The organism is Oceanicaulis sp. (genome assembly GCA_040112665.1).
GTDB lineage: Bacteria > Pseudomonadota > Alphaproteobacteria > Caulobacterales > Maricaulaceae > Oceanicaulis.
The window spans coordinates 653,368-678,934 of the sequence record CP157796.1 but is presented as its reverse complement, the minus strand read 5'-3'; the positions used below and the strand labels follow the sequence as shown (position 1 = coordinate 678,934).

Genomic DNA, 25,567 nt, shown 5'->3' with positions numbered 1-25,567 from the left:
CCGGCGGCTGGAGGGGAGGAGCGTTATCTTACAATACGCGCCGGAGCGGAAGCCGGATCGGCGGTCAGCCCAGCTGAAGCGCGGCGAGCCCGCCCGCCAGCACGGCGGCCAGCACCGCTCTGCGCGCGCCGAAGGGTTCTTTCAGTATGAGCGCGGCGAGGATCGCGCCGAACACGATCGAGGTCTCGCGCAAGGCGGCCATGGGCGCGATCTCGGCATGAGCGTAGGCCCATAGGATCAGCGTGTAGCTCACCGCCGCCAGGCTCGCGCAGGCGAGCGCCCCGCGCCAGCCTGCGCGCGCGGCGGTCAGATAGCGTGACGGGCCGCGCCGGATGACCGCCGTGACGGTCAGCGCAATGCTGGAGATCGCAAAATGCCAGGCGGCATAGACGAAGGGCGAGCTCGCAAGGCGCGCTCCGCCTGCGTCGACGACCGTGTAGAGCGCCGTCATCGAGGCTGCGGCCAGTGCGAAGCCGACTGCTTTGGCTTTCGGCGCCCTGCCGCGATCGGGCCAGGCGAAGGCGATGAGCGCGGCGCTGGCGACCGCCAGGCCCAGCGCGTCGAGCACGCCGAGGCTTTCGGAGAAGACGATCCAGGCGCCGATCGCGGCCAGACCCGGCGCCGCGCCGCGCATGACGGGGTAGACGAGGTTCATGTCTCCAGCCCTGAAGGCTGTGATCATGAACATGTTGAACGCCCAGATCATCACCACGCCGCCCAGCAGGAACGGCCAGACCTCAGCTGTGGGTATCGGATTGGTCAGAAGGATCGGAGAGAGCAGCAGCGCGCCGAAGACGATCGTCACCGAGCGAAAGACGAGTGTATCGACCGCGCGCTTGGTGAACAGGGCCATGCCCGAATGCGCCATCGCCGAGCCCAGGGCGGCGATCGGCGGAAGAAGGGTGAGCAGGTCCATGGGCGAGGTCTAGCGGCGCATCCACGCTTCGTCGCCTGGATTCGTCTTTATCGCGGCGCCGGGGCGTGCTGAAAGGACGGGACAGTCGATCGATCGGATTTGCGCGTGACCGTCACCCTCCTCGTCATCCTCTTGCTCATCGCGCTCAACGGCCTGCTCGCCATGTCCGAGCTGGCGATCGTGACCGCGCGCGAGGCCCGGCTCAAGGTCATGGCCGATCGCGGCGATCGCGGCGCGAAGGCGGCGCTGGAGCTGGCGGCCGACCCAGGCCGGCTGCTGTCAAGCGTACAGATCGGCATCACCCTGGTGGGCGTGCTCGCCGGTGCGTTCTCAGGGGCCACGCTGGGAGCCGGGCTGGCCGCTGCGCTGGAACGCGCCGGGCTCGGCGCGGCGATGGCCGACGCGCTCGGCGTGGGGTTGGTGGTCGTGGCGATCACTTACCTGTCGCTGGTGTTCGGCGAGCTGGTCCCCAAACAGATCGCCCTGCGCGCTCCTGAAGTCTGGGCGGCGCGGGCCGCCCGGCCGCTGAGCCTCGTCGCGGTCGCTGCCGCGCCGTTCGTCTGGTTGCTCGACGTCTCCAGCAAGGCGGTGCTTTTCGTGCTGGGCCAGAGCGGGCCAGCCGACCGCGGCGTGACCGACGAGGAGGTGCGCACCGTGCTCGCGGACGCCCGCACCTCGGGCCTTATGGAGCCGGCCGAAACCGACATGATCGCAGGCGTCATGCGGATCGCAGACCGCACGGCGAAAGGCGTGATGGTGCCCCGGCTGGACGTGCATACGGTGGATATGTCCGAGGGCGCCGAAACCGTGATGCGCCGCTTCGCCGCGACCGGCCATTCCAGAATGCCGGTTCGGGACGGCGGCGAGGACGACGTTGTCGGAATCTTGCGCGCTCGCGACGTGCTCGCCGCCCAGGCCGACGGGCGTGAGCTCGACCTCAGATCGCTGATGGTCGAAGCGCCGGTCATTCCCGACGGCATGCCGGTGCTCGATCTGCTCGAATCCCTGAAACGCGCGCCCGCCCATATGGTGCTGGTCTTCGACGAGTACGGCCATTTCGAAGGCTTGGTCACGCCGATGGACCTCTTGCAGGCGATCGCCGGCGAGTTCCCCGAGGGCGGGGCGTCCGAACCCAAGATCGTCGAGCGCGAGGCGGGCGGTTATCTGGTGGCCGGATGGATGCCGGTCGACGAATTCGCCGACCTGATCGGCCTGCCGCTAGATCCAGACCGTGAGTACGAAACCGTCGCCGGTCTGGTTCTGGACCGGTCTGATTCACTGCCCGGCGTCGGCGATCATGTTCGCATCGAGGGATGGGATTTCGAAGTCGTCGATCTCGACGGCCGGCGGATCGACAAGCTTCTCGTCCGCCGGGTCTGATCAGCCCGCCTTGCGCCCGCTGTCCTGTTTGGCGGTCAGAGCCTCGCGCACGGCGGCGGCGAGCTGGCGGGCTTCCTCGGCGCGGGCGCTTCCCCGGCGGAAGGCCATGCCGATCGCCCGGCCTGCGATGGGCGGGCTGAAGGGCTTGATGGCGAGCCCGAGCCGGTCGGCGAGCCCGGCGTCCACGGCGAGCCGCGGCAGCAGCGTCGCGCCGAGCCCTGAGCGGACCATCTGCACCAGGGTGTGAAGGCTGGTCGCGGCGAAATCGGACCGCGCGTTTTCTTTCTCCGGCCGGCTGGTCGTACAGACCGCGAGCGCGTGATCGCGCAGGCAGTGCCCGTCCTCCAGCAGCAAAAGCGGCTCGCCCGACAGCGCCTCGGGGGTCAGCGGATCGGTCTGCGCCAGCTTGTGATCGGGTGCGGCGGCGAACAGGAACTCGTCCTCGATCAGGCTGACGGTTTCGATGGCGTCCGCGTCATAGGGCAGGGCGATCAGCGCCGCGTCGAGCTTTCTGTCGCGCAAGCCCTCGACCAGACGATGGGTGAGGTCCTCGCGCAGAAACAGCTCCATGTCGGGAAACGCCTCGCGCAGAGCGGGCAGGACCTGGGGCAGCAGGAAGGGCGCGATGGTGGGGATGACGCCGAGCCGGAACGGGCCGGTCAGCGGCTGACCGGCCGCGCGCGCGGCGTGCACCAGATCCTCGGTCTCGGTCAGCACCAGGCGCGCGCGCTCCACCGCCGCTTCGCCGGCCGGCGTGAGCGATGCGCCGCGCGGGCCGCGTTCGACCAGCACTGCGCCCAGAAGGCCTTCGAGCTCCTTGATGCCGGCCGAAAGCGTGGGCTGGGTGACGAAACACGCCTCCGCCGCGCGCGAGAAAGACCCGTGATCGGCCAGGGCTTGCAGGAACTTCAGCTGGCGCAGGGTGGGCAGTATCGTCGCCATAGACATTTCCAATAGCTCGCCAAGGCACAATCCATTGGCTTGATAGCTTTCCCTCCCACATATAGCGGACGTCCGGGACGCGCCCACCCTTTCTTCGGGGTGAGGCGGCCCGCACGGTCACCGTTTCCGGCCCCTTCCGGAAGCGCCCATCGAGAACGAAGAGACAGGAGAGAAGACATGCTCGGTATTGGCGACAAGCTCCCCGAATTCGAAGTCGTCGGCGTGAAGCCCGGCTTCAACCAGCACGAGGAAAACGGCGAGTCGGCGTTCGAGCCGATCACCCACGAGTCCTTCGAAGGCAAGTGGAAGGTCATCGTCTTCTACCCGAAGGACTTCACCTTCGTGTGCCCGACCGAAATCACCGCGTTCGCGAAGCTGAACGACGAGTTCGCCGACCGCGACGCGATCGTGATGACCGGCTCGACCGACAACGAGTTCTGCAAGCTGGCCTGGCGCCGCGAGCACCCGGATCTGAACAAGCTCAACCAGTGGCAGTTCGCCGATCCGACCGGCTCGCTGACCGACGCGCTGGGCGTGCGTTCGCCTGAAGGCGTGGCCTACCGCTACACCTTCATCGTCGATCCGCACGGCGAGATCCAGCACGTCTACGCCAACAACCTCAATGTCGGCCGCAATCCGGAAGACACGCTGCGTGTCCTGGACGCGCTGCAGACCGACGAGCTGTGCCCGTGCAACCGCGCGGTGGGCGGCGACACGCTCGCGGCCTGAGCCGAAATCGCAAGGGGCGGCTGGTCTTCCGGCCGCCCCGAGCGGCCTCTCCCGCCCTCGCTCCGGAACTTCCGGGGCGAGCGCCGGACCGGCCGCGCCCATCCCCCAAAGTCTTCGCATCCCCGAGAGGCGAAGCGCCTGTCCGGGCCGCGGCCGGTCCGGCTCACCCCCAAAAGACATGGAGACGCCTGATGAGCCTCGACGCGCTGAAGAACCGCATTCCCGATCACGCCAAGGACATCAAGCTGAACCTGAGCTCGCTGGCGCGCGAAACCGTGCTGGACGACCAGAAGAAGTACGGCTGCTTCCTGGCCTCGGCCTACGCGCTGGGCGACGCCGAGGTGCTCGCCGACCTCACCGCCGAGATCGAGGACAAGCTCAGCGCCGAGGCGATCGCCGGCGCGAAGGCCGCCGCCTCGATCATGGGCATGAACAACGTGTACTACCGCTTCGTGCACCTGGCCAAGGCGAGCGATTACAAGACCCTGCCGGCCAAGCTGCGGATGAACGTCATCGGCAATCCCGGCGTGGACAAGGCCGATTTCGAGCTCTGGTCGCTGGCGGTTTCGGCGATCAACGGCTGCGGCATGTGCATCGACGCCCATGAGCACGAGCTGCGCAAGGCGGGCCTGTCCGCCGAGCAGATCCAGGCCGCCGTTCGCATCGCCGCCGTCGTGGCCGCAGCCGCTGCGATCGTGCGGGCCGAGAACGCGCTCAACGCCTGATCCGACCCTCTCCTGTCGCCGGGTTCCGCACCCGGACCTCGCCTCGCCGGCGTCACAGCCGGCGGGGTTTTCTTTTTAGAACACGGTTCGGGCGCCTCGCTATCGGCCGGTGACGTGTTAGGTGTGCTGTATGGGTTCGACTGACGACACGGACGGCGGCGCCCCGCTCGCGCCGGAGGATCGGCGCTTTCTCGACGGCCTGGCCGCCGCGCTGCGCACCCTTTCCGATCCGGAAGCGATCGAGGCGGAAGCCTGCAAGCGGCTGGCCGAGCGCCTCGACGCCGACAGGGTCTACTATGTGACGATCGACGAGGCGTCGGGGGTTTCTCTGGTGCGGCGCGATCACGTGGTGCGCGGCGGCACGCTCGCCGGCCGGCACAAGGTTTCGGATTTCCAGTGGTCCATGCCCCTGTTGCGAGCCGGCCGGCCCTACGGCGTCGAAGACAGCCGGACGAGCGACGCCCTGCCCGATGCGGACCGCGCCGCCTGTACGGCGCTGGACATTATCGGCCTGGCCGTCGCGCCAGTCCTCAAGCAGGGCGCGCTGCTCGGCGCGTTATGCGCGACCACCGCGGCGCCGCGCGCCTGGCCGGAGGCCGAACTGGCGCTCGTGGGCCGCACCGCCGATCTGATCTGGTCGGCGCTCATGAGGTCCGAGGCCGAGGCTCGACGCGCCCGCACCGAAGCGGTCCTGCATGGCGTCGCGGAGGGGACGACCGATCTCATCGCCGCCATCGATTTCGATTACCGGGTCCTGTTCTGCAATTCCGCCTATTCCGCCGAGTACGCGCGGCTGTGGGGCGCGCCGATCGGGCAGGGCGATCACCTGCTTGAGGGCATCCACAGCTGGCCCGAGGAGCGCCGCAAGGCGAAGGACATCTGGGACCGCGCGCTGGGCGGCGAGACCTTCAACACGGTCATGGAGTTCGGGCCCGACCCCGCAACCGCCCGCTATTACGATCTGCGCTTCAGCCCCGTGCACGACACGGCGGGTAACCAGATCGGCGCAGCGCACATCTTCCGCGACGTCACCGAGGAACGCCGCATCGCCGCCCGCCAGGAGGTGCTGGTCGACGAGTTGCAGCATCGCACGCGAAATCTTCTGGGCGTGGTGCTCTCGGTCGCCCGGCGCACCCGCGCCAACAGCACCGATCTCGACGATTTCGAACACCGCTTCATGGCGCGCCTTCACGCGCTGGGCCGGGCGACAGGCCTTCTGTCCCGGCTCGACGCGGGCCGGCGGGTGAGTTTCGACTCGCTACTGCTGACCGAGCTTGAAGCGCACGGCCTTCACGAAGGCGAGGTGCGCAGCCAGATCACGCTCGACGGTCCTGAAGGCGTCACGCTCGCCTCGTCTCGCCTTCAGACCTTCGCGCTGGTCCTGCACGAGCTGATGACGAACGCGCTCAAGCACGGCGCGCTGACAGGGCCTGACGGATCGCTGGCCATCGTCTGGCGGGTGGAGGAGGCCGGTGAGAAGCGCCGGCTGTCGGTCGAATGGACCGAACGCTGGACCGAACCCCGGCCGGCCGCCGGCGAAGACGGGTTCGGACGCGAGCTGATCGAGCGCGCCCTGCCCGCGCAGATGGGCGCGGAAACGGTTTTCGAGCTCGGCGCGGACGGATTGCGCTGCGTCGTCTCCGCGCCTGTGTCCCGGGGCTGGGAGGAGGGCTGAGGCGCGTCTTTGACCTGGACGTAAAAAGTCCGTATCCTGACCTTTATGAGCGATGCGTCCCACATCCGTGAAACCGACCGGCGCGCCCATGACGGCGGCCGGGCGGCGCGCGCCTGGCGCTGGTTTTCCGGCCGGACCATGCGCGCGGCGGAGCGCTATCGCGACATTTCCTGGCGGATCGTCGGCCTGAACGCGCTCGGCGCGGCCGGTCTGATCGCGCTTTCAAGGCTCGATCCGGGCCATGGTCTCGCGCCCTGGGCGCTGATCGCAGGCGGCATCTGGGCGCTGATCGCGCTGCGCATGATCGGGTTCAAGCTTTTCGACGCCGCCGTCCGGCGTTGATTTCCGCTGAGGCGGGCTTACGCTCGCGCCCGAGACAAGGGCTTAGGGCGGAGAGTCGTTCATGAAATGGTGGTTCGGCGTCGCGCTGTGGCAGCGCGTGCTCGGGGCTCTGGTCCTCGGCGTGATCGTAGGCCTGGGCGCGACCCAGCTCTTCGGCCCTGACGTGACGGCCGAGTTCCTCGAGACCTACGTCAAACCGGTGGGTGATCTGTTCATCCGGCTGATCCGCATGCTCATCGTACCGCTGATCCTGACCACGCTGGTGGCGGGCGTCGTGGCGCTGGGCGATCCGGCCAAGCTCGGTTCGATCGGGATCAAGACGATCGTGCTCTATTTCGCCACCACCTTCTTCGCCAACATCATCGGGATCATTTTCGGGCTCACCTTCCGGCCCGGCGAGGGCGTGGATCTGGGCGGCGCGGACGCGGTGCCGGTGTCCACCCAGTCTGAAAGCCTGGTCGACCGGTTGCTCGCCATCGTGCCGGACAATCCGGTCGCGGCCTTGGCCGACGGGGACGTTCTGGCCGTGATCTTCTTCGCGGTTCTGCTGGGCGTGGGCATCCTGATGGCCGGCAAGGCCGGCAAGCTCGTCGGAGACCTTTTCACGCAAGCCTCCGACGTGGTGCTGAAGGTCACCCACATCGTCATGGAGGTCGCGCCCTTCGGCGTCTTCGCGCTGGTGAGCTTCACCGTGGCCGAGCAGGGGCTTGAGGCGCTGCGCGCCATCGCCATCCTGATCGCTGCGGTCTACGCCGGGCTCTTCACCCATGCGGTGCTGATCTATGGCGGCATCATCCGCTTCGTGCTCGGCCTGCCGGTGATGAATTTCATCCGCGGCATGATGGACGCGATCGCGGTGGCCTATTCCACCGCCAGCTCGAGCGCGACCCTGCCGGTGACCATCGCCAACGCCAGCGAGAATCTGGGCGTCAAACGCTCGATCGCCGGTTCGGTCCTGCCTCTGGGCGCGACGATCAACATGGACGGCACCGCGCTCTATCTCGGCATTCTGGCGCTCTTCACCGCCCAGGCCTTCGGCTACGACCTGACCTTCACCAATTACGTTCTGATCGCCTTCACCGCCGCCATCGCCTCGATCGGCGCGGCCGGAATCCCCAGCGCCGGGCTGTTCCTGCTGGCGATCGTGCTTCAGACCTTCGGGGTCCCGCCTGAGCAGATCGCCATCGTGGTGGGCTTCATCCTGCCGGTCGACCGGATCATGGACATGGCCCGCACCGCGCTGAACGTCACCGGCGACGCGACCGTCGCGACGGTGGTGGCCAAGTGGGAAGGCGAGCTCGACGAAGACCTGTTCCGCCACCCGGCCGACACGCCCTACACGCCGAAGGACGCGCCGCCGGAGGTCGCGGACGCGGACCGGGACTAGGCCGGCGATGAACCGCCGGGGCGGCGCGGACGTAGACAGGTGAGCCTCACAACGGAGCTTCGCCGATGACCCTCGTCCGCATCCTCTCCGCCCTGGGCGGTCTCATCCTGCTGGCCCTCATCGTCTGGGCGATCGTCACGGCGAACCAGTCGCTCTCCGAAGCGATCGCCTGGCTGATCAGCGAGCCCTGGGGCGTGGTCAGCCTGTTCGACCTGTATCTGAGCTTCTTTTTCGTCGCGGTCCTGATCTGGATCCTCGAGCCGAACAAGACGATCGCGCTCGTCTTCATCCTGCCGCTTCCGGTGCTCGGCCATGTCTGGTCGGCGGTGTGGATGGTCTGGCGGCTGGGCCGGATCGTCGCCGCGCGCAAGGCGACCGCATAGACCGGAATGACGCCGCGCCCGTTCCGCGCTAAGCGCGGGCCATGAGCGCTTCAAAGTCCCCGCCGCCGAGCCCTGAATCCGGCCGCCTCGCCCCCGCGCCCGCCGCAGCCACCGTGCTCGCCGGCTATGCGATCTGGGGGCTGTCGCCGATCTTCTATAAATTCCTGAGCTTCGCCGGGCCGACCGAGATCGTGCTGCACCGGGCGATCTGGTCGGTTCCGCTTCTGGCCGTGCTGGTGATCGCGGCGCGCAAATGGCGCGCGGCGATGTCGGTGCTCGCCGATCCGAAAGCGGTGGGTCTTCTGCTGCTCAGCGCGGCGCTGATCGGGGCGAACTGGTGGACCTTCATCTTCGCGGTGAACACCGATCAGGTGCTCGAGGTCTCGCTGGGATATTTCATCAACCCGCTGATGAATGTCGCGGTCGGGGTGTTCATCGCATCCGAGCGCTTCGGCCGGTTGCGCGCGGTCGCGGTCGGGCTGGCCGCCCTGGGCGTGATCAACCAGATCGTCACCGTGGGCGAGCTTCCCGTCATTGCGCTGTTTCTCGCCGCGAGCTTCACCGCCTACGCCTATATCCGCAAGACAGTGGCGACCGACGGGCGGATCGGACTGTTCTGGGAGACGGTGATCATCGCCGGGCCGAGCCTTGTCGCGCTGGTCTTCGTCGAGTTCGGCGGGGGCGGGCATTTCAGGGCGGGCTGGGGCGAAGCGGCGCTTCTGATCCTCACAGGTCCGATGACGGTGGCGCCGCTCCTGTTCTTCATCCTGGGCGCGCGCGGGCTGAGCTTCGCAGTGATCGGTGCGGCGCAGTTTCTCGCGCCGACCCTGCAGTTCTGCGTCGGGCTTTATTACGGAGAGCCCTTCACCGCGGCCCATGCGGTCACCTTCGGCCTGATCTGGGCGGGGCTGGCCGTGTTCGTCGCCGATCTTCTAATCTGGGAACGCCGGAAACGACGCGCCGCGAAGGACCAGCCATGACCCCCATGCCCCCCGCCCGGAAGATCGATGTCGGCGAGGTGACCCTGTCGGTCCACGAGGCCGGGCCCGATGACGGTCTGCCGGTGCTGCTGCTGCACGGCTGGCCGGAGCTGGCGATGAGCTGGGCGAAACAGATCGAGGCGCTGGCGAACGCAGGCTACCGCGTCATCGCGCCGGACAATCGCGGCTTCGGCGGGTCTGACCGGCCCCATGAGATCAAGGCCTACGGGGTGGACCGGCTGACCGGCGACCTCTCCGGCCTGCTCGACGCGCTCGATATCGAGAAGGCGGTGATCGCCGGTCATGACTGGGGCGGTATCCTGATGTGGCACGCCGCCTGCCTGATCCCGGACCGGTTCCTCGGCGCGATCGGGGTGAACACGCCCCACCTGCCGCGCGGGTCGATGCCGCCCACCGAAGTGTTTCGCGAGCAGGCCGGCGAGGCGCACTACATCGTCCGTTTCCAGGACGAGGCGGCCGACGACATCTTCAAGGGCCGCGAGGACGCGTTCTTCGCCTTCGTCTTCGGCGGACCGCCGCCCGCCGCCGCGCTCGACAAATTGCCGCCCTCGGTCACCCATCTGCCGGACCGGTTCGAGGACTTCATCGCGCGGGGCGGCCGTCCCGAGGATCAGATCGTCGTGCCGCCCGAAACCCGCGCGGAATACGCCCGCATCTATCGCGAGACCGGCTTTCGCGGCGGGATCAACTGGTACCGGAATTTCGACGCGAACTGGGAGCGGCTGGGCGGAGTCGATCACCGCCTCTCCATGCCCTGCCTGATGATCAGCGCGGAGTGCGATTTCATGCTGCCGCCCAAGCTCGCCGCCTGGATGCCCGCGCTGTGCAAGGATCTGGAAATGCACGTGATCGAGGATTGCGGGCACTGGACGCAGTACGAGGCGCCCGACCAGCTCAACGGATTGATGCTGGACTGGATCGGGCGGCGCTTCGGCTAACTCTGGAGGCGCGCGATTTCGGCGAGATACGCGCCGTATTCGTTCTTGTAGCGCGCCGCTAATCCCGACAGCGCCTCGCGATCGATCCAGCCTGAGCGGAAGGCGATCTCTTCGGGGCAGGCGACCTTGAAGCCCTGCTGGCGCTCCACCGCGCGCACCCATTCGCCTGCGCTGACGAGCCCGTCCAGCGTGCCGGTGTCGAGCCAGGCTGCGCCGCGCGGGAGCCGGACGACCTTCAGCGCCTGCTCGGCGAGATAGGAGCGGTTGAGGTCGGTGATCTCGAGCTCGCCGCGATTCGAAGGTTTCAGCGCCCTGGCGCGCGCGCTCGCCGTGCCGTCGTAGAAATAAAGCCCCGTCACTGCCCAGCGGCTTTTGGGCTCGCGCGGCTTTTCCTCGATGCCGACCGGCCGGCCGTCATCGTCGAACTCCACCACGCCGAAGACGCTGGGATCGCGGACCGGATAGGCGAAATTGACTGCGCCGGTTTCAAGCAGCGCCGCCTCGCGCAAAAGCCCGGTGAGCCCGCTCGCATAGAGAAGATTGTCGCCCAGCGCGAGCGCCGAGGCCGCCCCGTCCAGCCAGTCCTCGGCCAGGATCAGCGCCTGGGCGATGCCGGCGGGTTCAGGCTGGACGACATAGGTGAACGCCATGCCCCAGTCCGACCCGTCCCCCAGAAGCCGCTGATAGAGCGGCAGGTGGTCGGGCGTGGAGATCACGCAGACCTCGCGCACGCCGGCCAGCATCAGGGTCGAAAGCGGGTAATAGATCAGCGGCTTGTCATAGACCGGCAGAAGCTGTTTGGAGATGGCCGCGGTCAGCGGGGCGAGCCGGGTGCCCAGCCCTCCGGCCAGCAGAACGCCCTTCAGGGCCGGGTTTCGAAGCGGTGCGGTCATGTCCGACGTGTTAGCTCCAAGCGCGGGCGATGTCGACGCGCCCGATCCAGCCTCGCGCTTGGCGCGGCGGCCGGGCTGGTCTAGGCCTGAGGTCATGACCGATGCTGACGATATCGCGTTCGCCCTCGCCGCGATCTGCCTTCACGCGGGCGTTCCGGTGATGAACGTCTATGCGAACGATTTCATGCCCGAACAGAAGGCCGACCGCTCGCCGGTGACCGAGGCGGACCGTCTGGCCGAAGCGGTGATCCTGGACTGGCTGAAACGGCTGATGCCCGGCGTCCCGGTTCTGGCTGAAGAAAGCTTCGCCGCCGGGGTCCGGCCCGAGACCGGCGCGCGCTTCCTTCTGGTCGATCCGGTGGACGGCACGCGCGAGTTCATCGATCGCAACGGCGAGTTCACGATCAATATCGCCCTCGTCGAGCACGGCGTGCCGGTCGCGGGATGCGTCTACGCTCCCGCGCTCGGGCAGATCTACGCCGGGGGAAGGCGCGCCTTCACCGCCGCCGCCACGCCCGGCGCCGACATCGGATCGCTGGACTGGCGGCCTATCAGGACGCGGGCCGCGCCGAAGGACGGGCTCGTCGCGCTGACAAGCCGCTCGCGCGTCGACGAAGCCGCCGAGCGGTTCGCGCGCGAGCATGGCGCGGCGCGCCTCGTGCCGACCGGGTCGTCGCTGAAATTCTGCAAGATCGCCGAGGGGGCGGCCGACCTTTACCCCCGCTTCGGCGCGACGATGGAGTGGGATATCGCGGCGGGCCATGCGGTGCTGGCCGCGGCGGGCGGCGCGGTCACCACGCCCGGCGGCGACCCCTTTACCTACGGCAAGGCGGACGCGGGCTATCAGAACGGTCCGTTCGTGGCCTGGGGGCGCGCGCCTGCGGGCTGAGCCGAGCGCTCAGGCCGACAGCCAGACCTTCACCGCGCGGTCGAGCCCGGCCTTCCAGTCCGGCGCGGGCAGGCCCGTGGCCTCTTCAAGACGCATGCTCGAAAGCCGGGAGTCGGACGGCCTCTGCGCCGGGCGGGGCATGTCGTCACTGCTGATCGGTTCGATTTCGCGTTCAGGCCCGCCGGCTTTTGCGAGCGCGGCGAGCGCGGCTTCGGCGATCTTGTACCAGCTGCGCCCTTTTGCGCCGGCGCAGTGGAAGACGCCCGACCCGCCCTTCTCGGCGAGGGCGAGCAGGCGCACGGCGAGATCATCGGCCGGGGTGGGGCTGACCCGCTGGTCGGTGACGACGCGGATCGGCGCGTTCTCGCACGCAAGCCGCCACATCGCGCTTGGGAAATCCGACCCCCGGCCGCTGAACACGCCGGCGGTCCTGACGATGGCGGCGCGGGGGCAGGCTTCGAGCACGCGCCGCTCGCCTTCGAGCTTGGATCGTCCGTACACGTTCACCGGGTCGGGCTGGGCGTACTCGCCATGCGGCCCGTTCCTGGAAAACACATAGTCGGTGGACACGTGAATGAAGCGCGCCCCCGCTTCGGTGGCCGCAGCGGCGGCTTCGCCCGCGCCGTCCGCGTTCACGGCGAAGGCGGCGTCAGGCTCGCTTTCGGCCTTGTCCACGGCGGTGTAGGCGGCGGCGTTGATCACCACGCCCGGCTCGGTCTTTTCGATCAGGGCGCGGACAGCTCCGGGTGTGGAGAGATCGGCCTCGCTGCGGCCGGCGGTCACCACGCGTTCCCACGATCCGTCACCCGCCGCGGTCTCGAGCGCGCGGGCGAGCTGGCCGGACCGGCCGAGGATGAGCAGCGTGCCGCTCATCCCGCGCCCAGCCGCCCGCCGGCGTAGCGCGCTCTCAGCGGCGCCCACCAGTCTGCGTTCTCCCGATACCAGGAAACGGTCTCGGCGAGGCCGTCCTCGAAATCGCGCGCCGGCGCCCAGCCCAGCTCCGCGCCGATCCGGCTCGCGTCGATCGCGTAGCGCCAGTCATGGCCGGGCCGGTCAGTGACGAACTTGATGAGCTCGCGCCTCGGCGCACCGCCGGGATCGAGCCGGTCGGCGATGTCGCAAATCGCCTCGACGACCTCGAGATTGCTGCGCTCCGCCCCGCCGCCCACGCAATAGGTTCGGCCGGCCGCGCCGGTCTCGGCGATCAGCCTGAGGGCGCGCGCATGATCGGCGACATGCAGCCAGTCGCGCCGGTTCGACCCGTCTCCATAGACCGGCAGAGGCTTGCGATCGAAGGCGTTCAGAACCATGAGCGGGATGAGCTTTTCGGGAAACTGGCGCGGGCCGTAATTGTTCGAGCAGTTCGAAACGCGGACGTCGAGCCCGTAGGTCCGCGCCCAGGCGCGCGCCAGATGATCGGAGCCCGCCTTGCTGGCCGAATAGGGCGAGGACGGATCATAGGGCGTGGTTTCGGAGAACGGCGCGTCGTCCGGGCCGAGCGCGCCGAACACTTCGTCGGTGGAGACGTGCACGAGCACCAGGCCGTCGGCACGGTCCGCAGGCAGGGCGTCACGCCGCGCGCGGACCGCTTCGAGCACCTCGAACGTCCCGTTCACATTGGTGGTCACGAAATCGTCCGCGGCATCGATCGACCGGTCGACATGGGTTTCCGCGGCGAGGTGGAAGACCGTGTCCGCCTTGCTTTCGTTTAATGCGGCGCGCAGCGCCTCGCGGTTCCGGACGTCCCCCGTGACGATCCGCGCACCGGCTTTCATCAGGGCTTCAACCGTGCCCGGCGCGGCGGCGTAGGTCAGCGCGTCGTAGACCGTCACCGTCCAGCCCGCCTTAATCAGTTCGAAGACGAGCGCGGAGCCGATGAAGCCCGCCCCGCCGGTGACGAAGGCGCGCCGGGTCATCTTTCGGTCCCCGGAAACAGCGGCGCGGCGTTGGCCAGGCGGGGCGCGGCGGCGTCCTTGTCCGACAGGATCGGCGCGTCGACCGGCCAGTCGATGGCGAGGTCGGGGTCGTCCCAGGCGATCGCGCCGTCATGCGCGGCGGAATAGGGCGCGGTGACCTTGTAGAAGACGCGGGTGCCGGGCGTCAGCGTCACGAAGCCGTGCAGGAAGCCTTCGGGGACCCAGAACTTCACCGGTTCATCGGCTGTGAGTTCGACCGCCAAATGGCGGCCATAGCTCGGCGAGCCCTCGCGCACGTCCACGGCGACGTCGAAGATTTTCCCGGTCAGCACCATGACGAGCTTGCCCTGGGCGGCGGGCGGCGCCTGGTAGTGAAGCCCGCGCAGCGTGCCGGCCTCGGCGCTGAGCGACAGATTGTCCTGCACGAAGGCGCGATCGAAACCGGCGCCGGCGAGCTTTTCCGCCGACCAGGTCTCCTCGAAGAAGCCGCGCGCGTCGCCGTGGCGGCGGCCGCGGATCAGCAGCGGTCCCTCGATGTCGAACCGTTCGACGTCCATGGGCGGGCTCCGGCGGCGCTCAGCGCCAGCACAACGGGCTGAACGCGGTGAGGATGTGGTAGAGCATGCTCGCAGGCACATGGGAAGCCGCAGGCCGGCCTTCGGCGTCGAACGCGTCCATCCAGCCGCCCTCGGGGCCTGCCGCGAGATACTCGCTCCACACCGTCTCCAGCACCCGCTCGGCCTCGCCCGGCGGGGCGGTCTCGGGGTGGAAGAGCCGTGCACGGAACATTTCGAGCTGCGGCCAGAGCCGGCGCGTGGGCTTCAGGACGTTCGCGGAGAGATCGACCGCGTCATAGGCGAAGCCGCGCGCGTCCCGGCCCACCCGGTCGGCGAAATCGATCAGGCGGCGCCGCCAGCTGATGAGGTCGCGGCCCTGTGCTTCCTCGAAGAAGCCCAGCAGCACCGCCCATTCATAGCAATGGCCCGGCTCGCTGAGCCGGCCTGCGGGCCCCGGCGCGCGGGTCCAGTCAGGTTCGAAATATTCGGTCAGCGCGCCGGTGCGCGGATCGAAGAACCGGGTCTCGAACAATTCGACGATGTCGAGCGCGAGATCGAGCGCCGAGGTCTCGCCGGTCGCCCGGTGCAGAGACAGCGCGGCCTCGAGCAAGTGCATGTGCGGGTTGGAGCGGCGCGGGCCGGTGCGCGCGTCGGTGTCCCACCAGCCGCCATGAACGGGGTCGGCCATGCGCTCGGCGATGATCTCAAGCGCCTCTTCTGCGAGCCGCCGTGCGCCGGTCTCGCCGGTGGCGCGGTAGGCCCAGGCGCCGGCGAGCACGATGAAGGCGTGATCGTAAAGCGCGAGCGCAGGATCGAGCGCGTCGCCGGTCGGGCTGAGAAGGCTCGCCCAGCCCCCGCCCGGCGCGCGGGCGCGCGTGTCGAGATAGTCGAGCCCGTCCAGCACCAGCTTTTCCGCCGCCGGATCGTCCCAGCCCAGCATCATCGCCTGGGCGAACGCGTAGATCTGACGCGGCGCGACCCGGCCGCGGCGCGGCAGATCGGGTTCAGGCGCGCCCGACAAGCCGAGGCTTTCAACGAAGCCGCCGTTCTTGTCGTCCCAGGCGGTTTCGGCCCAGAGCGGCAGGCAGGTCTCAAACAGCCAGTCTCGGACTTTCTGCGTGGCCTGATCGCTCAGCGCGCCGGCGAAGCCGCGCACGGCGGCGTCCTCGGCGAGCGGCTTGGTCGAGCCTGCGTCGGCCAGAGGCGTGACCAGCACGCCGCGTGTCGTCGCGACCACCGCGAGGTCGGACACCCCGCGCACGGCGACCATCGGGCCTTCGCTGCGGATGAAGCAGCGTTCGGCGTCGCGGGTGAAGACCGCGCCTTCATGGGTGTGGCCCGTCGCGGCCTTGAGCGCATAGAGCGCGCCGTGATCGCCGATATCGCTCCAGCCCATGTCGACGGGCACGACGGCGACCTTTTCGGCTTTCTCCATCACCGCGTAGTCGATGGAATTGGATGGCGCCCTGGCGAATTCGGCGGGGTCGAGCCGGCGCACCTCGCCGGGCCTGATCAGTCCGGTCTCGGCCATGGCCGCCCGGGCTGCGGCGATCATCTCGGGCGCATGGGTCTCGAACGCGTTGATCAACGCATCGGCGCGAGCGAGGAAAATGCCTGCGTTCCAGGCGTAGCGGCCGGACGCGAGATACTCAGCCGCAGTATCTGCGTCGGGTTTCTCGACGAAGCGCTCGACGGCCGCCGGCGCGCCGGTCGTGTCGAAATCGGCGCAGATATAGCCGTAGCCGGTGGCGGGCCGGTCGGGCTTGATCCCGAAGGTGACGAGCGCCCCGTCTTCCGCAGACGGCGCGCCGCGCGCGATCGCCGCGCGGAAGGCGTCGATATCGGTGATGTGATGGTCGGCGGGCAGAAGCAGCAGCAGGGAGTCCGGCGCGGCCAGGCACGCCGCCGCGATCGCGGGTCCTGAGTTGCGCGCCAGCGGTTCGAGCACCAGCCCGGCGCCGGGAAGCTCGGCCTTCAGAAGCGTTTCATGGCGCGCCGAGCCGACCGCGAAGACCGGCGCGAAGGCGATCTCTCCGGTCTCGCCTGCGACCCGCGCGGCGGTCTCGGCCAGCATGGAGCGGCGCGAAACCAGCGGCAGGAAGGGCTTGGGCCGGCGTTCGGTGGAGAGCGGCCAGAGCCTCGAGCCGTGCCCGCCGCACAGGATCGCGGGCTGGATGATGGTTTTCGACTGTTCGCCCATGGCCCCCAAGCGCCCATGCCGGTCCGCGCGCACAATTGCGCGTCCGACCTGCCTACTTCAGTGCGTTCACCTCAGGGTTAACGCGGTGTTCAAACCGCGCGATAGGCGGTTCGATGTTGCCAGACGGGTATGGGATCGCGTAGCTGCAGGCAAGCGAGCCCGAACACGAGGAGGCGGACATGCGCGTAGCGATGATCGGAACCGGGTATGTGGGTCTGGTGTCGGGCGCGTGTTTCGCCGACTTCGGCCACCACGTCACCTGCATCGACAAGAACGACGAGAAGATCGAGATGCTGCGCGGCGGCGGCGTTCCGATCTACGAGCCGGGCCTGGACATGCTGGTCGAGCGCAACATGCGCGAAGGCCGACTGGATTTCGCCACCGATCTGTCCGACGCGGTGCGCGCCGCCGATGTGGTTTTCATCGCAGTGGGAACGCCCTCGCGGCGCGGCGACGGTCACGCGGACCTGTCCTATGTTTACGCCGCCGCCGAGGAAATCGCCCGGGAAATGGACGGTTTCACGGTGGTGGTGACCAAGTCCACGGTGCCCGTCGGCACGGGCGACGAGGTGGAGGCGGTGATCCGCAAGACCCGGCCCGACGCCGATTTCGCGGTGGTCTCCAATCCCGAATTCCTGCGCGAAGGCGCGGCGATCGAGGACTTCAAGCGCCCCGACCGGGTCGTGGTCGGCTCCGAGGACGATCGGGCGACCAGCGTCATGCGCGAACTCTACCGGCCGCTGTTTCTCAACGAGACGCCGATCGTGTTCACCGCGCGGCGGACTTCCGAACTCATCAAGTACGCCGCGAACGCCTTCCTTGCGATGAAGATCACCTTCATCAACGAGATCGCGGATCTGTGCGAGAAGGTCGGCGCGGACGTGCAGGAAGTCGCCACCGGCATCGGGCTCGACAACCGGATCGGGAAGAAATTCCTGCACGCCGGTCCCGGATACGGCGGCTCGTGCTTCCCCAAGGACACGCTGGCGCTGTCGCGCACCGCGCAGGAGGCGGGCAGCCCGATGCGGCTGGTCGAGGCGACGGTGGAGATCAACGACCAGCGCAAGGCGAAAATGGCCGACAAGGTGGTCGCAGCCTGCGGCGGCTCGGTCGAGGGCAAGACGATCGCGGTGCTGGGCCTGACCTTCAAACCCAATACCGACGACATGCGCGAGGCGCCGAGCCTGGACATCATCCCCGCGCTTCAGAAGGCCGGCGCGACCGTGCGCGCCTACGATCCGGCCGGGCTCTACGAGGCCGAGCAGCTCCTGACGGGGGTGGAGTTCATGACCGGCGCCTATCTGTGCGCCGAGGGCGCGGACGCGCTGGTGATCATCACCGAATGGAACGAGTTCCGCGCGCTCGATCTGGGGCGCATCAAGACCGCCCTGCGCGAGCCGGTCATCGTCGATCTGCGCAATATTTACGATCCCGCGGAGATGGCCGGGCACGGCTTCCGCTACGCCAGCGTCGGCCGTCCCTGAGCGATCGGAGCGCGAGCCGGCCTATTCGGCCGCGTGCGTGACCGTGGCGTTCTGCATGGTTTCGGCGAGTTCGCCTGCGATCTGGGTGATCAGCGCCTCGTCATCGCCCTCGGTCATGATCCGGATCAGCGGCTCGGTGCCCGAAGCGCGCACGACGAGCCGGCCCGCGCCGTTCATCCGCGCTTCGGCGGCCCGGCAGGCTTCCTGAACGGCCGGAAGGCCGAGCGGGGAGATGTCGGTGTAGGGCACGTTGAGCTTCACCTGAGGCGCCGGCTCGAAAACCGAGCATACCTGGCTCGCCGGTTTGCCCGCGCGAACGCAGCACGCCAGAATCTGCAGCGCCGCGATCAGGCCGTCGCCGGTGGTGGCGTGATCGGTCATGACCAGGTGGCCGGACTGTTCGCCGCCGACATTATAGCCGCCCTGGCGCATGCGCTCGACGACATAGCGGTCGCCTACGGCGGTGCGTTCGAGCTTCAGGCCGGCCTCGGTGAGCCGGCGCTCGAGCGCGAAGTTCGACATGATCGTCGCCACCGCGCCGCCGCCGGTCAGCGTGCCGTTGGCCGCGTGGTCGAGCGCGATGCGCCCGAGGATCTGGTCGCCGTCGATGATCCGGCCGTTCTCGTCGCACAGGATCAGCCGGTCGGCGTCGCCGTCGAGCGCCACGCCGAGATCGGCGCCGGTCTCGACCACGCGCCGCGCCATCGCCTCGGGTTCGGTCGATCCGCAGCCGGCGTTGATGTTCGTGCCGTTGGGGGTCACGCCCATCTTGTCGATCTCCGCGCCCAGCTCCCACAAGGCGAGCGGCGCGGTGCGGTAGCCCGCCCCGTTGGCGCAATCGACGACGATCTTCAGACCGTTCAGCGACAGATCCTTGGGAAAGCTCGCCTTGGCGGCCTCGACATACCGGCCCTTGGCGTCCTGGAAGACGGTGACCTGGCCGATCTCCTCGGGCGAAGCGGCGAGCGGGCCGTTCTCCATCAGCGCCTCGATCTCGAGCTCGGCCTCGTCGGGCAGCTTGAAACCGTCCGGTCCGAACAGCTTGATGCCGTTGTCCGGATACGGATTGTGAGAGGCGGTGATCATCACGCCGAGATCGGCGCGCAGCGAGCGGGTCAGAAGTCCGATCGCCGGGGTGGGGCAGGGGCCGAGCGTGCGCACATCCATGCCCGCCGAGGTGAACCCGGAGATCAGCGCATGTTCGATCATGTAGCCGGACAGGCGGGTGTCCTTGCCGACCACCACGGTGTGGCGATGATCGCCGCGCTTGAAATACGCGCCCGCCGCCTTGCCCAGGCGCAGCGCGACCTCGGGCGTCATTGGAAAGGTGTTGGCGCGGCCACGTATGCCGTCAGTGCCGAAATACGACTTCATTAGAGCATCCCCTCATGCCCGGCAGCCTGTCTCCCCCGACAGGGATCAAACAGCACATGGGCCGCGAGAGCAAGAATATCAGTTATGCGGCCGCTCGCTGCGGAGCGCCGGGTGAAATTCACGCGGGCCCTTTACAAGCTTCTCCCTCCGGCGTCTACACGGGGGGCGGGACGGACTGGAGCGTCTGAACATGTGCGGCATTGTCGGTATCATCGGTGACAACCAAGTGTGCGAGCGGCTCGTCGAGGGTCTCAAGCGGCTGGAATATCGTGGTTATGACTCCGCCGGGATCGCGCTGCTTTCCGAAGGCCGGCTCGAGCGCCGGCGCGCCGAAGGGAAGATTTCCAATCTGCAGCGCGCCCTGGACGACGCGCCGTGCGACGGCAATTCCGGCATCGCGCATACGCGCTGGGCGACGCACGGCAAGCCGAGCGAAGACAACGCCCATCCCCACGTCGCGGGTCCCATCGCGATCGTCCATAACGGCATCATCGAGAATTTCCGCGAACTGCGCGACGAATTGAAGGCCGCTGGCCACACCTTCGTCAGCCAGACCGATTCCGAGGTCATCGCCCACCTGATCTACGCCAAGATCGAGGGCGGGGCCTCCACGCAGGACGCCTTCTTCGGCGCCTTGCAGCGCCTGCGCGGCGCCTTCGCCGTCGCGGCGATCAACAGCGACGAACCCGAGCGCATCTACGCGGCCCGGGAAGGCAGCCCGCTGGTCGTCGGGATCGGCCAGAACGAGAACTTCGTGGGTTCGGACTCCCTGGCGCTCGCGGGGTGGACCCGCCAGGTGATCTATCTTGAAGAAGGCGACTGGTGCGTGGTGTCCCGCGACACGGTCGAGGTCTACGACGCGAGCGGGGCGAAAGCCGACCGCGAGGTGAAGATCTCCAACGCCGTCGCCGGATTCGCCGACAAGGGCGCTTACCGGCACTTCATGGAAAAAGAGATCCATGAGCAGCCCGACGCGATCGGCCGGACCCTGTCGAACTATATCGATGCGGCTTCGGGCGGCTTCCATGCCCTTGAAGGCGATCAGTGGAAAGGCGCACGCCGCCTGCTCGCCTCGGCTTGCGGCACCGCCTATTTCGCGATCTCGGTGTCGCGATACTGGTTCGAGCGCCACGCCCGGCTTCCCGTCGAGGCCGATATCGCGTCCGAGTTCCGGTATCGCGAGCCTGTGCTGACCTCTGAAGACCGGGCGCTCTTCGTGTCGCAATCAGGCGAGACGGCTGACACGCTCGCCGCGCTGCGCTACTGCAAATCGCAAGGCGCGGGCACGGTCGCGGTGGTCAACGTGCCGGAATCCTCGATCGCGCGCGAAGCCGATCAGATCGTCATGACCCATGCCGGGCCGGAGATCGGCGTCGCCTCGACCAAGGCCTTCACCGCCCAGCTGGCCGCGCTCGCCTGCATCGCCTGCGGCGCGGCCGTCTCGCGCGGGACGATCGACGATGAGACCGCCGCAGAGTTCGCCTCCGCCCTTCTGGAAACGCCGCGGCGCATGAACGAGGTGCTGGGCCTGCAGCCGCAGATCGAGAAGCTCGCCCACCGGCTTTCCGCGCATCGTGACGTTCTCTATCTGGGCCGCGGCGCGTTCTACCCGCTGGCGCTGGAAGGCGCGCTGAAGCTCAAGGAAATCAGCTATATCCACGCCGAGGGCTACGCCGCCGGCGAGCTCAAGCACGGCCCCATCGCGCTGATCGAGGACGGCACGCCGGTGGTCGTGGTCGCGCCTCATGACGGGCTGTTCGAAAAAACCCTGTCGAACCTGCAGGAGGTCGCCGCCCGCGGAGCCGAGGTGATCCTCATCACCGACGAGCGCGGTGCGAAGGAAGCCGGCGACGATGCCGACCACATCCTCGTCATGCCGACCTGCCATCCGCTGATCCAGCCGATCGTGGCCGCCGTGCCGATCCAGCAGCTGGCCTATTTCACCGCCGTCCTGAAGGGCACCGACGTCGATCAGCCGCGCAATCTCGCCAAGTCGGTGACCGTCGAATAGGCCGAAGCAAGACCGGAGCTGCAGCCGTGAAACCTGTCCGCAAAGCCGTTCTGCCCGTCGCGGGCCTGGGAACCCGCGTCCTTCCCGCCACCAAGGCGATCCCGAAGGAAATGCTGCCCGTGTTCGACCGTCCGGCGATCCAGTACGTGGTGGACGAGGCGATCGCGGCCGGCATCGAGCATTTCGTCTTCGTGACCGGGCGCAACAAGGGCGCGATCGAGGACTATTTCGACCGGGCCTACGAGCTTGAATCCACCCTGCAGCAGAAGCGCAAGACCGACCTTCTGGCCGAACTCGACGAGTCCCTGCCCAAGCCGGGTTCGATGAGCTTCGTGCGCCAGCAGGCGCCGCTGGGCCTGGGCCACGCGATCTGGTGCGCGCGCGACGTGGTGGGCGACGAGCCCTTCGCGGTGCTGCTGCCCGACATGATCGTGGACGCCGCCCCGTCCTGCCTCGCGCAGGTGATGGACGCCTATAACCGGGTCGGCGGCAACATCATCGCGGTCGAACCGGTCGATCCCTCCGAGGTGTCGAGCTTCGGCATCGTCGACGTCGCCGAGACCGAGGACCGGCTGAAGCCGCTCAGGGGCATGGTCGAAAAGCCCAAGGTGGACGAAGCGCCCTCGAACTTGATGATCACCGGCCGCTACGTGCTGCAGCCGGAAATCTTCGAGCTTCTGGCGAACCAGAAGCCCGGCGCCGGCGGCGAGATCCAGCTCACCGACTCGCTGTTCAGCCTGATGGAGCGCCAGGATTTCCACGCGCTCGTCTATGAAGGCGCGAGCTTCGATTGCGGCAGCAAGCTGGGCTATCTCGAAGCGGTGGTGCACCACGCCCTGCGCGATCCCGAGTTCGGCGAAGGGGCGGAAGCGCTTATTGCGCGGATGAGCCGCTGAGACGGCGGCCGGGGCGCTATTTTTTGAGATACTCGGCCTTGTAGGTGTCCCAGATCTCGTCGATCGGGCCGCGCGCGACCAGCCTGCCCTTGCTCAGCAGAACGGCGGTGTCGCAGAAATCCTTCAGCACCCGCTCGGACTGGCTTGCGACCATGAGGGCGCTCGATTGCTCGGTCAGCCGGTTGATCCGCTCGGACGCCTTCTGCCTGAAGCCGGGATCGCCCGCGCCGAAGACCTCGTCGATCAACAGCGCGTCGCAGTCGACGAGCGTGGCGACGCCGAAACCGATGCGCGTGCGCATGCCCGCCGAGAGCCTGCGAAACTCGACATCGGCATAGCTTTCAAGCTCGCTGAACGACAGAACGTCGGCGACGAGGCTGTCGAGCTCGCCGAAGGTCGCGCCCAGCAGCAGCGACGCCTCGCGGATGTTCTGTTTCACCGTGCTGTCCGGGTGAAGGCCCAGCCCGGTCGTGAACAGCGTGCCCAGCCGGCCCGAGCACCTGTACGTTCCCGAGGTCGGCACGATGCGGCCGGCGCAGACCCTCAACAGCGTGCTTTTTCCTGCGCCGTTATGGCCGACCAGCCCGACCCGGTCGCCGCGGGCCAGGGTGAAGCTGACGTCCTCCAGCGCGTGCACGGTCGTACGTCCCGCCTTGCGGACCAGCGCGGCGCCCACGCGCGCCCCTTCGCCCCCCGAGGCGGCGGCGCGCACCTGATAGCTCAGGCTGACCTTGTCGAGTTCGATCAGCGCGTCGCTCATCACAAGGCTCGCGTCAGGGCTTTGCGGCCCGTGGTCCAGAACACGGCGGCGATCAGCACGGCCGCCGCGGTCCAGGCCGAGCAGAAGAGCAGGGAGTCGAACGGCGCCTGATAGCCCTCCACCAGCCGCCGGATCATCGAGATGTAATGGGTCAGCGGATTGACGCCCGCCAGAAGCTGGCGAAGCCCGGGCTCGGCCGGGATCAGCCAGAAGATCGGCGTGGCGAAGAACAGGAACCGCATCGAGACCTGAACGAGGAAGCGGAAATCGCCCGAAAACGCGCCGATGACCGCGAAGACGACCGTGACCGCGACGATGAACACGAAAAGAAGCAGGAAACCGGCGACGGCGAGCCCCAGCCCGGCGGGGTTCAGCGCGCCCTGCCAGACGAGCACGGCGATGGCGATCGGGCTCTGGACCAGCAGGGTGTACACCGACGACGTCACCGATCTGAGCACCAGGTCGAACGGCGAGATCGGCAGGTTCAGCAGGATCGCGCGATGACGCACGAAGGTGTCCGGCGCGCTGCCCAGGGTCTGGGCGGCCGCGTTATAGGTGACGATGCCGACCGCCACATAGCTCAGATAGTTCGGAAACTGCGGCGCGAAGACCGGTTCGAAGACGATCCAGATGATCGCGAGCCAGGCGAGCGGCTGGGCCAGCAGCCAGATCAGGCCGAACGCCGCCCGGCGGTATTGCCGGTTGACGTCGACCACGCCCAGATAGAGCCAGCCCCTCCACCGCCGCAGGACGGACGCATCCTGCGCCGCCTGACGCTCGATCCTCACGCCTTGACGATCCGGTCGCTGAACTCGGTCGCATGCATCTGGCAGGCGTCGCGGGTGTCGACCACGAACGGCACGGTCTCCAGAAGCAGCCGGTAATCTACGTTGTCGTGGTCGGTCGCGATCAGAGCGGCGTCGTACTTGCCCAGCGACTTGCGCGTCCAGTCCACCGACTTGCGGCCGGCGAACTCGGGATGGTCGCGGTCATAGGGCACTTCGGGGATGTAGGGATCGTAGAAATCAACCTCGGCGCCGCGCGCTTCGAGCATCTCGACCAGCGTCAGCGACGGGCTTTCGCGCATGTCGTCGACGTTCTTCTTGTAGGCCAGGCCCACCAGCAGCACTTTCGCGCCCTTGATCGACTTCTCGAGCCGGTTGGACAGCTCGGAGGCGACCATGTTGATCACCAGGGCGGGCATGTTGGCGTTGATCTCGCCCGACAGCTCGATGAAGCGGGTGGTCAGCCCGTACTCGCGCGCCTTCCAGGACAGGTAGAACGGGTCGATCGGGATGCAGTGACCGCCCAGGCCCGGCCCCGGATAGAAGGCCATGAAGCCGAACGGCTTGGTCGCCGCGCCGCGGATGACCTCCCACACGTCGATGCCCATCGCGCCGTAGATCACCTTCAGCTCGTTGACGAGCGCGATGTTCACGGCGCGGAAGATGTTCTCGGTCAGCTTTACCGCTTCGGCGGTGCGCAGGTCGCGCACGGGCACGACCTGGGGCACGATCGCCTGATAGATCGCCACCGCCATGCGCGCTTCGGCCTCGCTGTCCGCGCCGACGACCTTCGGAATGGTGGACGTCTCGAATTTCGGATTGCCCGGATCCTCGCGCTCGGGGCTGTAGGCGATGGCGAAATCCTCGCCGGCCTTGAGCCCGCTCTTTTCCTCGAGGATCGGCTTCATCACCTCGTCGGACGTGCCCGGATAAGTGGTCGATTCCAGGATGACGATCTGGCCCTTGCGCAGGCGCTTGGCGATCTCTTCGGTCGACCCGACCACATAGGTCAGATCCGGATCGCGGTGCTTGTCGAGCGGCGTGGGCACGCAGATCAGCAGCGCGTCAGGTTCGTTCAGCCGATCGAAGTCGGTGGTCGCTTCGAACCGGCCGCTGTCGCGCATCGAGGTCACCGAGGTGTCCGAGATGTGCTTGATGTAGGACTTGCCCTCGGCGAGCTTGTTCACCTTGAACTCGGAGACGTCGAATCCGAGGACCTTGAAGCCCTGCCGGCAGAAGGCCTGGGCGAGCGGAAGGCCGACATAGCCCAGCCCCAGAACCCCGATCGTCAGCGTACGGTCGGACGCCTTGGCCTCGAACTCCGCGGCCAGGGCGACGAGCGCCGCCGAGGACGCTTTGGTGTGCGCGTTCATGGTCGTCGTCT

At 67.9% G+C, this 25,567-nt stretch carries 24 protein-coding genes; 13 read left to right on the top strand and 11 right to left on the bottom strand.

Translation table 11 applies throughout. From position 1 onward, the window contains the following. Positions 1-64: 64 nt before the first annotated feature. Entirely contained in the window at positions 65-916 is an 852-nt protein-coding gene (locus tag ABL308_03265) for a DMT family transporter (protein ID XBQ16902.1), read from the bottom strand. A 105-nt stretch (positions 917-1,021) separates the two neighbouring features. Between ABL308_03265 and ABL308_03260 the strand changes: the two genes are divergently transcribed. Beyond that, on the top strand, positions 1,022-2,296 hold the full coding sequence (locus ABL308_03260; protein XBQ16901.1) for a hemolysin family protein: 1,275 nt from the start codon (positions 1,022-1,024) through the stop codon (positions 2,294-2,296). On the opposite strand, the gene ABL308_03255 is transcribed toward ABL308_03260, so the two are convergent. Further along, a complete protein-coding gene (locus ABL308_03255) occupies positions 2,297-3,238 on the bottom strand; it encodes a hydrogen peroxide-inducible genes activator (GenBank protein XBQ16900.1) in 942 nt (313 codons plus the stop codon). 177 nt (positions 3,239-3,415) lie between these two features. Between ABL308_03255 and ABL308_03250 the strand changes: the two genes are divergently transcribed. The 8 genes from ABL308_03250 (at position 3,416) to ABL308_03215 (ending at position 10,418) form a co-directional block, all read left to right on the top strand. After that, positions 3,416-3,967 carry a peroxiredoxin gene (locus tag ABL308_03250; GenBank protein XBQ16899.1) on the top strand — a complete coding sequence of 184 codons (552 nt, stop codon included), beginning with the start codon at positions 3,416-3,418 and terminating at the stop codon, positions 3,965-3,967. A 191-nt stretch (positions 3,968-4,158) separates the two neighbouring features. Beyond that, a complete protein-coding gene (locus ABL308_03245; protein ID XBQ16898.1) occupies positions 4,159-4,692 on the top strand; it encodes a carboxymuconolactone decarboxylase family protein in 534 nt (177 codons plus the stop codon). A 130-nt stretch (positions 4,693-4,822) separates the two neighbouring features. Further along, positions 4,823-6,367, top strand: coding sequence for an HWE histidine kinase domain-containing protein (locus ABL308_03240; protein XBQ16897.1), 1,545 nt, complete (start codon positions 4,823-4,825; stop codon positions 6,365-6,367). Between the two features lie 45 nt (positions 6,368-6,412). Then, positions 6,413-6,709, top strand: coding sequence for a hypothetical protein (locus ABL308_03235; protein XBQ16896.1), 297 nt, complete (start codon positions 6,413-6,415; stop codon positions 6,707-6,709). A gap of 61 nt (positions 6,710-6,770) precedes the next feature. After that, complete coding sequence (locus ABL308_03230) at positions 6,771-8,096, top strand: dicarboxylate/amino acid:cation symporter (GenBank protein XBQ16895.1); 1,326 nt, start codon at positions 6,771-6,773, stop codon at positions 8,094-8,096. Positions 8,097-8,161: 65 nt separating this feature from the next. After that, positions 8,162-8,479 (top strand): hypothetical protein, encoded by a 318-nt coding sequence (locus tag ABL308_03225; GenBank protein XBQ16894.1) that lies wholly within the window; start codon positions 8,162-8,164, stop codon positions 8,477-8,479. A 41-nt stretch (positions 8,480-8,520) separates the two neighbouring features. Further along, positions 8,521-9,459: an EamA family transporter RarD gene (gene rarD / locus ABL308_03220; GenBank protein XBQ16893.1), complete on the top strand. Its 939-nt coding sequence runs from the start codon at positions 8,521-8,523 to the stop codon at positions 9,457-9,459. Next, positions 9,456-10,418, top strand: coding sequence for an alpha/beta hydrolase (locus tag ABL308_03215; protein ID XBQ16892.1), 963 nt, complete (start codon positions 9,456-9,458; stop codon positions 10,416-10,418). The genes rarD and ABL308_03215 overlap by 4 nt, the downstream gene beginning before the upstream one ends. Here the strand turns inward: ABL308_03215 and rfbA are convergent. After that, a complete protein-coding gene (gene rfbA / locus ABL308_03210) occupies positions 10,415-11,311 on the bottom strand; it encodes a glucose-1-phosphate thymidylyltransferase RfbA (protein XBQ16891.1) in 897 nt (298 codons plus the stop codon). The genes ABL308_03215 and rfbA overlap by 4 nt on opposite strands. 94 nt (positions 11,312-11,405) lie before the next feature. On the opposite strand from rfbA, the gene cysQ reads away from it, so the two are divergent. Further along, positions 11,406-12,200 carry a 3'(2'),5'-bisphosphate nucleotidase CysQ gene (cysQ, locus tag ABL308_03205; GenBank protein ID XBQ16890.1) on the top strand — a complete coding sequence of 265 codons (795 nt, stop codon included), beginning with the start codon at positions 11,406-11,408 and terminating at the stop codon, positions 12,198-12,200. A 9-nt stretch (positions 12,201-12,209) separates the two neighbouring features. On the opposite strand, the gene rfbD is transcribed toward cysQ, so the two are convergent. The 4 genes from rfbD to ABL308_03185 are packed head-to-tail and all read right to left on the bottom strand — an operon-like array spanning position 12,210 to position 16,873. Then, the gene (gene rfbD / locus ABL308_03200; protein XBQ16889.1) at positions 12,210-13,073 is read right to left on the bottom strand and encodes a dTDP-4-dehydrorhamnose reductase; all 864 of its coding nucleotides are present in this window, start codon (positions 13,071-13,073) and stop codon (positions 12,210-12,212) included. Further along, positions 13,070-14,116, bottom strand: a complete 1,047-nt coding sequence (rfbB, locus tag ABL308_03195) for a dTDP-glucose 4,6-dehydratase (protein XBQ16888.1) — start codon at positions 14,114-14,116, stop codon at positions 13,070-13,072. Before rfbB ends, rfbD begins: the two co-directional genes overlap by 4 nt. Beyond that, a complete protein-coding gene (rfbC, locus tag ABL308_03190; protein XBQ16887.1) occupies positions 14,113-14,673 on the bottom strand; it encodes a dTDP-4-dehydrorhamnose 3,5-epimerase in 561 nt (186 codons plus the stop codon). Before rfbC ends, rfbB begins: the two co-directional genes overlap by 4 nt. Before the next feature lie 19 nt (positions 14,674-14,692). Continuing rightward, positions 14,693-16,873 (bottom strand): AGE family epimerase/isomerase, encoded by a 2,181-nt coding sequence (locus ABL308_03185; protein XBQ16886.1) that lies wholly within the window; start codon positions 16,871-16,873, stop codon positions 14,693-14,695. Positions 16,874-17,052: 179 nt separating this feature from the next. Here ABL308_03185 and ABL308_03180 point away from each other — a divergent pair, with 179 nt between their 5' ends. Beyond that, complete coding sequence (locus ABL308_03180) at positions 17,053-18,357, top strand: UDP-glucose/GDP-mannose dehydrogenase family protein (GenBank protein XBQ16885.1); 1,305 nt, start codon at positions 17,053-17,055, stop codon at positions 18,355-18,357. Positions 18,358-18,378: 21 nt separating this feature from the next. On the opposite strand, the gene glmM is transcribed toward ABL308_03180, so the two are convergent. Beyond that, positions 18,379-19,731, bottom strand: coding sequence for a phosphoglucosamine mutase (gene glmM, locus ABL308_03175; GenBank protein XBQ16884.1), 1,353 nt, complete (start codon positions 19,729-19,731; stop codon positions 18,379-18,381). Positions 19,732-19,921: 190 nt separating this feature from the next. Between glmM and glmS the strand changes: the two genes are divergently transcribed. Next, a complete protein-coding gene (gene glmS / locus ABL308_03170) occupies positions 19,922-21,742 on the top strand; it encodes a glutamine--fructose-6-phosphate transaminase (isomerizing) (GenBank protein XBQ16883.1) in 1,821 nt (606 codons plus the stop codon). A gap of 26 nt (positions 21,743-21,768) precedes the next feature. Further along, positions 21,769-22,638, top strand: a complete 870-nt coding sequence (gene galU / locus ABL308_03165; protein ID XBQ16882.1) for a UTP--glucose-1-phosphate uridylyltransferase GalU — start codon at positions 21,769-21,771, stop codon at positions 22,636-22,638. Between the two features lie 16 nt (positions 22,639-22,654). Here galU and ABL308_03160 read toward each other — a convergent pair whose 3' ends face one another. The 3 genes from ABL308_03160 to ABL308_03150 are packed head-to-tail and all read right to left on the bottom strand — an operon-like array spanning position 22,655 to position 25,556. After that, complete coding sequence (locus tag ABL308_03160) at positions 22,655-23,398, bottom strand: ATP-binding cassette domain-containing protein (protein XBQ16881.1); 744 nt, start codon at positions 23,396-23,398, stop codon at positions 22,655-22,657. Beyond that, complete coding sequence (locus ABL308_03155; GenBank protein XBQ16880.1) at positions 23,398-24,186, bottom strand: ABC transporter permease; 789 nt, start codon at positions 24,184-24,186, stop codon at positions 23,398-23,400. Before ABL308_03155 ends, ABL308_03160 begins: the two co-directional genes overlap by 1 nt. Continuing rightward, positions 24,183-25,556, bottom strand: a complete 1,374-nt coding sequence (locus tag ABL308_03150) for a nucleotide sugar dehydrogenase (protein XBQ16879.1) — start codon at positions 25,554-25,556, stop codon at positions 24,183-24,185. The genes ABL308_03155 and ABL308_03150 overlap by 4 nt, the downstream gene beginning before the upstream one ends. Between the last annotated feature and the right edge of the window lie 11 nt (positions 25,557-25,567).

What these genes read in the sequence shown, in the direction of transcription:
- ABL308_03265 (XBQ16902.1), bottom strand. Translation starts at nt 916, where the DNA reads ATGGACCTGCTCACCCTTCTTCCGCCGATCGCCGCCCTGGGCTCGGCG.
- ABL308_03255 (XBQ16900.1), bottom strand. Translation starts at nt 3,238, where the DNA reads ATGGCGACGATACTGCCCACCCTGCGCCAGCTGAAGTTCCTGCAAGCC.
- ABL308_03250 (XBQ16899.1), top strand. Translation starts at nt 3,416, where the DNA reads ATGCTCGGTATTGGCGACAAGCTCCCCGAATTCGAAGTCGTCGGCGTG.
- ABL308_03245 (XBQ16898.1), top strand. Translation starts at nt 4,159, where the DNA reads ATGAGCCTCGACGCGCTGAAGAACCGCATTCCCGATCACGCCAAGGAC.
- ABL308_03240 (XBQ16897.1), top strand. Translation starts at nt 4,823, where the DNA reads ATGGGTTCGACTGACGACACGGACGGCGGCGCCCCGCTCGCGCCGGAG.
- ABL308_03235 (XBQ16896.1), top strand. Translation starts at nt 6,413, where the DNA reads ATGAGCGATGCGTCCCACATCCGTGAAACCGACCGGCGCGCCCATGAC.
- ABL308_03230 (XBQ16895.1), top strand. Translation starts at nt 6,771, where the DNA reads ATGAAATGGTGGTTCGGCGTCGCGCTGTGGCAGCGCGTGCTCGGGGCT.
- ABL308_03225 (XBQ16894.1), top strand. Translation starts at nt 8,162, where the DNA reads ATGACCCTCGTCCGCATCCTCTCCGCCCTGGGCGGTCTCATCCTGCTG.
- rarD (XBQ16893.1), top strand. Translation starts at nt 8,521, where the DNA reads ATGAGCGCTTCAAAGTCCCCGCCGCCGAGCCCTGAATCCGGCCGCCTC.
- ABL308_03215 (XBQ16892.1), top strand. Translation starts at nt 9,456, where the DNA reads ATGACCCCCATGCCCCCCGCCCGGAAGATCGATGTCGGCGAGGTGACC.
- rfbA (XBQ16891.1), bottom strand. Translation starts at nt 11,311, where the DNA reads ATGACCGCACCGCTTCGAAACCCGGCCCTGAAGGGCGTTCTGCTGGCC.
- cysQ (XBQ16890.1), top strand. Translation starts at nt 11,406, where the DNA reads ATGACCGATGCTGACGATATCGCGTTCGCCCTCGCCGCGATCTGCCTT.
- rfbD (XBQ16889.1), bottom strand. Translation starts at nt 13,073, where the DNA reads ATGAGCGGCACGCTGCTCATCCTCGGCCGGTCCGGCCAGCTCGCCCGC.
- rfbB (XBQ16888.1), bottom strand. Translation starts at nt 14,116, where the DNA reads ATGACCCGGCGCGCCTTCGTCACCGGCGGGGCGGGCTTCATCGGCTCC.
- rfbC (XBQ16887.1), bottom strand. Translation starts at nt 14,673, where the DNA reads ATGGACGTCGAACGGTTCGACATCGAGGGACCGCTGCTGATCCGCGGC.
- ABL308_03185 (XBQ16886.1), bottom strand. Translation starts at nt 16,873, where the DNA reads ATGGGCGAACAGTCGAAAACCATCATCCAGCCCGCGATCCTGTGCGGC.
- ABL308_03180 (XBQ16885.1), top strand. Translation starts at nt 17,053, where the DNA reads ATGCGCGTAGCGATGATCGGAACCGGGTATGTGGGTCTGGTGTCGGGC.
- glmM (XBQ16884.1), bottom strand. Translation starts at nt 19,731, where the DNA reads ATGAAGTCGTATTTCGGCACTGACGGCATACGTGGCCGCGCCAACACC.
- glmS (XBQ16883.1), top strand. Translation starts at nt 19,922, where the DNA reads ATGTGCGGCATTGTCGGTATCATCGGTGACAACCAAGTGTGCGAGCGG.
- ABL308_03160 (XBQ16881.1), bottom strand. Translation starts at nt 23,398, where the DNA reads ATGAGCGACGCGCTGATCGAACTCGACAAGGTCAGCCTGAGCTATCAG.
- ABL308_03150 (XBQ16879.1), bottom strand. Translation starts at nt 25,556, where the DNA reads ATGAACGCGCACACCAAAGCGTCCTCGGCGGCGCTCGTCGCCCTGGCC.